Below are 7,086 nucleotides of genomic sequence, written 5' to 3' on the forward strand. Positions count from 1 at the left end.
AAATGGTATACCAAGGAAATCGCATTACGGTGACAATGCTAGAGGATGGCATCGCCAACATGCAGTACAACGCCGAAAATGAGAGCGTGAATAAGTTTGATGCTGAAACCAATAAGCAATTTGCTGAAGTCGTTAGCGCTTTAGAAAAAGCCGATGACGTTAAGGGTTTAATCGTAACTTCAAGCAAAGGCGTGTTTATCGCTGGTGCTGATATTACAGAATTCGTTGCTTCTTTTAAGCAGCCAGAAGAAGAGATTAAAGATTGGGTTATTAATATTAATGACGCCTTTAATCGCTTTGAAGATTTACCGTTTCCGAAAGTAGCGGCTATCAATGGCGCGGCGCTTGGCGGTGGTTGTGAGATGACTTTGGTTTGTGAATACCGTGTCATGAGCGACAAAGCAATCATCGGTCTACCAGAAACCCAATTGGGTATTTTCCCAGGTTTTGGTGGTACGGTTCGTACTACCCGTGTCATCGGTATCGATAATGCGCTTGAATTGATTGCCACTGGTACACCAAAGAAAGCACTTGATGCGCTAAAGTTAGGCTTGGTTGATGCAACTGTTGCTGCTGATGACTTGCAAGATGCTGCCATTGACCTAGTCAAAAAATGTATCTCAGGTGAGCTTGACTGGAAAGCGAAGCGTGAAGAGAAGCTGGTTCCTGTTAAGCTAAATCAGCTTGAACAAGCAATGGCATTTAACAGCGCAAAAGGTATGATCTTTGCCAAAGCCAATCCTAAGCAATATCCTGCGCCAGCGCTTGCTATTGCTGCGATCGAAAAACACGTTAACTTACCACGTGATAAAGCAATCGAAGTAGAAGCGGCTGGTTTTGCAAAAGCGGCGAAAACCCCACAAGCAGAAAGCTTGGTTGGTTTGTTCTTAAGCGATCAGTTGGTTAAAAAATTAGCGAAGCAGCATAGCAAAAACGCACATGAAATCAATGAAGCGGCCGTACTAGGCGCTGGTATTATGGGCGGTGGTATCGCCTATCAAGCAGCTAGCAAAGGCTTACCAATCATCATGAAAGACATCAAGTCTGAGCAATTAGACCTTGGTATGGGCGAAGCCAGCAAGTTACTTGGCAAAATGGTCGATCGTGGCAAAATGACCCCAACTAAAATGGGTGAAACCTTAAGCCGTATCCGTCCTACTTTAAATTATGGCGACTTTGCTGAAACTGATATCGTTATCGAAGCGGTTGTAGAGAATCCAAACGTTAAACGTGCGGTATTAAAAGAAGTGGAAGGCTTGGTAAAAGATGATTGTATCTTAGCGTCAAACACTTCAACTATCTCTATTACTTTCTTGGCTGAAGCACTTGAGCGTCCAGAAAACTTCGTCGGTATGCATTTCTTTAACCCGGTAAGCCGCATGCCATTGGTTGAAGTTATTCGTGGTGAAAAGTCCTCTGAAGAAGCCATTTCTACTACGGTTGCCTTGGCTACTAAAATGGGTAAAGTGCCTGTTGTCGTTAACGATTGCCCAGGTTTCTTAGTCAATCGTGTGTTGTTCCCATACTTTGGCGCCTTTGATTTGCTCCTTAAGCAGGGTGCTGATTTTGCTCATGTCGATAAAGTTATGGAAAAATTCGGCTGGCCAATGGGTCCTGCCTATTTAATCGACGTCGTTGGTTTAGATACTGGTGTTCATGGCGCAGAAGTGATGGCAGAAGGTTTTCCTGACCGCATGAAGCCTGATTATAAAGGCGCGATTGAGCTTTTATATGAAAACAAACGCTTAGGTCAGAAAAATGGCGTTGGTTTCTATAAGTATGAAATGGACAAACGCGGCAAGCCAAAGAAAGTTGCTGATGAAGCGACTTACGAGCTGTTAAAAACCACCACTGATAGCGAAAAGCAAACCTTTGAAGATCAAGCGATTATCGACCGCACTATGCTAGCGTTCTGTAATGAAACCGTCCGTTGCCTAGAAGACAACATCGTCAGCACACCATCAGAAGCTGATATGGCGATGATTATGGGCGTTGGCTTCCCGCCATTCCGCGGTGGACCTTGCCGTTATATCGATCAAATGGGTCTAGATAACTACTTAGCACTGTGTGAAAAATACGCGTACCTTGGCAAAGCTTATGAAGCCCCGCAAAAGATTCGCGATATGGCAGCAGCAGGCGAGACTTTTTACGCAACCGCGTAATAGGCAGTCATTACTAAGATAAAGTGCCGTATGTTTGCTGTTTGAGAGTGAGAGCCATTAATGTATTTATATTTAATGGCACTATTTTTTAATAACAAATCTTTAATAGCAGACGTACGGTTATAGTTAGTTTTATTTAGTGTTAGTACGAGGAAATCGAGCGCTGATGTACGTATTGTACGTTAAGCGAGATTGACGAGGTAATAGCAATAAAGCGGACTGACTACACTGACAATAAAAATTGAAAAGGAAGATAGTATGACAATTTTAAGTCCAAAAGACGTGGTCATCGTAGATGGCGTACGCTCAGCGATGGGTAAAACCAAAAACGGTATGTTCCGCCATGTTCGCGCTGATAGCATGTCTGCTGAATTGGTCCGTGCATTGGTTGAGCGTAACGACTTTGACCCACGCGATGTAGAAGATATCATCTGGGGTTGTGTAAACCAGACTTTAGAGCAAGGTTTAAATATCGGCCGTAACATCGGCTTGCTTGCTGATATCCCTAAGACAGCTGGCGGTCAGACCGTTAACCGTCTGTGTGGTTCATCTATGCAAGCGCTACATACTGCTGCTGCCCAAATCATGACCGGTCAAGGTGATGTATTCATCATCGGTGGTGTTGAGCATATGGGTCACGTCGGTATGATGCATGGCGTTGATCTTAACCCTGAAGCGTCAAAGCATTATGCAAAAGCGTCAAACATGATGGGCTTGACCGCTGAAATGCTAGGTCGCATGAATAACATCACCCGTGAAGAGCAAGATGCCTTTGGTCTTGAGTCGCATCGCCGTGCATGGGCTGCAACCATTGAAGGTCGTTTTGATAATGAAATCATCGGTATCGAAGGTCATGACGAAGCGGGTCGCTTGCAACTGTGTACCGTTGATGAAGTGATTCGTCCTGATGCCACGATGGAACAAATGCAAAAGCTACGTCCAGCCTTTGATCCAGTAGGCGGTACGGTGACTGCAGCTACTTCATCTGCATTATCGGATGGTGCATCAGCGATGCTGATTATGAGCGCGCAAAAAGCCAAAGAGCTAGGTCTAAAGCCTCGTGCTCGTATTCGTAGTATGGCAATTGCTGGTTGTGATGCGGCTATCATGGGCTATGGTCCAGTGCCTGCTACACAAAAAGCGCTTAAGCGTGCTGGCATGAGCATCGATGATATGCAAACGATTGAGCTGAACGAAGCATTCGCAGCGCAAGGTTTATCAGTACTTAAAGCCTTGAACTTGACGGACAAACAAGACATCGTCAACATTAACGGTGGCGCGATTGCTTTAGGTCATCCACTAGGCTGTTCAGGCGCTCGTATCACGGTTACTTTGCTAAACGCCATGGAGCAGTCAGATACTGAAATCGGTCTAGCGACGATGTGTATCGGTCTTGGTCAAGGTATTGCGACGATTATTGAGCGTGTTTAATCCTGTAATATTGCAAATATTTTAGAATAATTAATTGCTCTAATAAAAACCCCTAGTCATCATTGCTAGGGGTTTTTGCATTTATAAATCATAGTGCTTTATAAAATTAAAACATCATAAGTTGTTATATCGCTTATCTCCATTGACGCATTCGCTAAACTGTGACTAAATGAGAGAGTAATCAATCATTATAATTTTAAGCCTGATACTAATTCTAAATAAGTTTAGAGCCGTCAGCTTCCGCCGTACAAGGAGTGTGCTATGTCCACCATGATTACTGATCGTACCTACCGTATTGATCGTGAAAACACCCAAGCGATGATAATCGACGTCCAAGAACGTCTGACTCCGCATATCTATGACCATGAAAACATTCTCAAAAAAATAACGACTTTGATCAAAGGGCTGCAGGCGCTTGATGTACCGATTATGCTCAATGAGCAATATAAAAAAGGCTTGGGCGAAACCTTGCCTGAAATTTGTGAGCTATTAGAAGGCGATAATGCCAAAGGTTTTGAAAAAGTCACCTTTAGTGCCTGCGACAATGATGATTCGTGGAATCATCTCGCCCAGCAGAATCGAAGCATTGTTTTATTGTTTGGTGTAGAGGCGCATGTCTGCGTGCTACAAACAGCGCTTGATTTGCTCGATAACGGTATGCAGCCAGTTATTATTGGTGATGCTGTTGGTTCGCGTTTTCCGTATGATAAAAAGCAAGCGATTCGCCGTATTCGCCGTGCCGGTGGGGTGATTACCACGGTTGAAACCATTCTGTTTGAGCTTTGCCGCAGTAGTAAAGACCCTGCGTTTAAAACCATTAGTAATTTGATTAAGTAGTTTTTTACTCAATTTAGAGCAGATAGCGCTTACTCACATAAGCGCTATTTTCTTTTTATAGTGGCGTTAATGAACTATAAGCTGGCATCCTCTTTTATAGCGCTCATAAAATGTATAATAATTACTTATGCGTAAAAATAGAATGAAGCGCTATATATTCGTAGAAAAATTAAGAGAAGATTTATGTCATCAACCAATTCCATCTTATTAACCAACCAAACGCTTGCCTCAAACATTGATATAGATAATGTCACTCATTTCCTGTTAGAGCTTGATGCCCTTAAACGCGTTAATCGGCGCAGTTATGTGACGGATACTAATCGTCTAGAAAACTCTGCTGAACATTCTTGGCATTTAGCTATGGCATGTTGGTCAATCGCTGAATTATTCGAGTTGGATGTCAATCATGAAAAATTATTAAAGCTAGCATTGGTACATGATTTGGGTGAAATTGATGCTGGTGATACTTTTTTATATGCCGATACCCGCGCTGATGCGCACATTGAAGAGCGGGCTGGCATTGCACGCTTACAAGCTGAGCACGGTAATGGTATCAAAGATTTAAATGAGCTTTGGGAAGAGCAAGAGACTGGCAGCAGTAAAGAAACCCAGCTGCTGAAAGTCGTTGACCGTCTATTGCCGTTTTTATTGAATTTAAATACCAATGGAAAAACGTGGATTGATTCTAACGTTACGCGCTCGCAAGTAAGCGCGGCACATGCCTTTATTAAAGATAGCTTTCCGAGTATTTATGATTGGTTGTCGCAACAGATTGAGTTTGCGACTCAGCAAGGCTGGTTGATTGATGCGTAAATGTACAAGATATAGTTTGAGCGTTTAAATATTTTGTAGCCCATCATGGTTTTCAAATGCTAGATTTTTAAATGCTAAATTTTCACGTCCTATAGCGTTTATAGCTAGAGTAATAAGAAAGAGATCGATAAATGAGAATATCTAATACTTTTAACACCTTATGCAAATCGCTAGCCTTTATCAGCCTGCTAGGATTGGCGCAAATGGCTCAAGCTATTGCTCCTATCAGTGATGGCAGTAAGTTGGCATACGATGCCAAAAAACAAATCGGCATTACCACTAGCTATGATCCTACTTATCGTAAGCTAGATTTTCCGCGGGGCGATGTACCGATAAATACTGGCGTCTGTACCGATGTGATTATTCGTGCTTATCGTCTGCAAAATATAGATCTACAGCAGTTGGTTAATCATGATATGAAATCCAACTGGTCAAGTTATCCAAAAACTTGGGGACTGAAATCAACCGATAAAAATATTGACCATCGCCGTGTATCCAATCTTGAAGTATTTTTTGCGCGTCATGGACAGACATTGTCGATTACTGATAAAGCCAGCTTTCAAGCAGGGGATGTAGTGACGTGGCGGCTCCCGAACGGCAATTTACCGCACACAGGTATCGTATCGGACAAAGCAGCTGCTGATGGTACACCGCTGATTATTCATAATATCGGACGCGGTACGCAAGAAGAAAACATTCTGTTTACTTATCCTATAACTAAGCATTTTCGGTATTAAGATTACGGCTTGTTCTCTATAAGATTGTCGGTCTCTCTAAGTTGCCAGCCTTTGTAGATTGAAGTTTCAGTAAGACAGGCTATTTGTTAGTATTCATGCTGGCATTAGTAGTTTGTTGGACAATTTCTTCTACTCGTAAAAAATCTGTATGACGCACATCTTTACCACTGGTACAAAAAATGACCAACTCAGCGATATTTCGAGCGTGGTCGCCGACACGCTCGAGTGCGCGCAATACCCACAGTATATTAATTACTTTGGACACATGGCGGCTGTCTTCCATGATATAGGTCATCAAGGAGCGAGTGGCAGACTGGTACTCTTCATTGACAGACGCATCGCTTTGCAATACCGAAAATGCCTGCTGCGGATTCATAAATAAGAAAGCGTCAAGCGCCTCAAGCAGCATTAAGCGCACCTGATTGGATAAATGCTGAACCTCTGAATAGCCTCTTGGTGAAGCACCATCTTCAATCAATTTACATGCCATACGTGCTATCTTTTCTGCTTCATCACCTACACGTTCGAAGTCAACAATGCCTTTACTAATGGCCATGACTAAGCGCAAATCATTCGCTGCTGGCTGGCGCTTAGCAACCAATAAAATAATTTGCTCATCGATTTTAATCTCTAACTGATTGATTAAATCATCATCAGCAATTACTTTTTTCGCGGTTGCCTCATCTGCTGCTATCAAAGCACGGGTCGCAATCATGACTTGCTCTGCTGCCATGCGCCCCATTTGTATGAACAACTCGATAACTTCATTTAGATCATTATCAAAACTCTTTGATAAATGCTTTTCAGTTACCAGCATGATTACCTCCTTAATTGGATCAGTCTTAATCGTATTGGTGTTGGCAATAAAGATACTGCCGAAATGATGGTGTTTATGAATGATTATTTATAAGTAACTATAGTCAGTTCAATGTAAAAACGATACAGCGGAACTAGGATGAATTTTTTGCAGCCTCTGTCGGCGTAGGCACAGCAAGCCAGAAAAACTCATCCTAGTCTCGCGTGAAAAATAACGTATCTGTTTTATTGGGTATCGACTATAACTAATATAAATGACCGCTCTAAACAACTTCTTTAAATAATTTTTA

6 protein-coding genes are annotated in these 7,086 nt (G+C 42.4%); 5 read left to right on the plus strand and 1 reads right to left on the minus strand.

Going from position 1 to position 7,086, the window contains the following annotated elements:
- Positions 1-2: 2 nt before the first annotated feature.
- The 5 genes from fadB (at position 3) to WAZ74_RS03485 (ending at position 5,980) form a co-directional block, all read left to right on the plus strand.
- Entirely contained in the window at positions 3-2,162 is a 2,160-nt protein-coding gene (gene fadB, locus WAZ74_RS03465; protein WP_422305839.1) for a fatty acid oxidation complex subunit alpha FadB, read from the plus strand.
- A 258-nt stretch (positions 2,163-2,420) separates the two neighbouring features.
- On the plus strand, positions 2,421-3,593 hold the full coding sequence (gene fadA / locus WAZ74_RS03470) for an acetyl-CoA C-acyltransferase FadA (protein ID WP_422305842.1): 1,173 nt from the start codon (positions 2,421-2,423) through the stop codon (positions 3,591-3,593).
- Positions 3,594-3,854: 261 nt separating this feature from the next.
- Positions 3,855-4,430 (plus strand): isochorismatase family protein, encoded by a 576-nt coding sequence (locus tag WAZ74_RS03475; RefSeq protein ID WP_422305844.1) that lies wholly within the window; start codon positions 3,855-3,857, stop codon positions 4,428-4,430.
- Between the two features lie 183 nt (positions 4,431-4,613).
- Positions 4,614-5,243, plus strand: coding sequence for an HD domain-containing protein (locus WAZ74_RS03480; protein ID WP_422305846.1), 630 nt, complete (start codon positions 4,614-4,616; stop codon positions 5,241-5,243).
- A gap of 131 nt (positions 5,244-5,374) precedes the next feature.
- Complete coding sequence (locus tag WAZ74_RS03485) at positions 5,375-5,980, plus strand: DUF1287 domain-containing protein (protein ID WP_422305848.1); 606 nt, start codon at positions 5,375-5,377, stop codon at positions 5,978-5,980.
- Positions 5,981-6,059: 79 nt separating this feature from the next.
- On the opposite strand, the gene phoU is transcribed toward WAZ74_RS03485, so the two are convergent.
- Positions 6,060-6,797: a phosphate signaling complex protein PhoU gene (phoU, locus tag WAZ74_RS03490; RefSeq protein WP_422305850.1), complete on the minus strand. Its 738-nt coding sequence runs from the start codon at positions 6,795-6,797 to the stop codon at positions 6,060-6,062.
- Positions 6,798-7,086: the final 289 nt, after the last annotated feature.

This window comes from Psychrobacter sp. (assembly GCF_049295055.1).
GTDB lineage: Bacteria > Pseudomonadota > Gammaproteobacteria > Pseudomonadales > Moraxellaceae > Psychrobacter.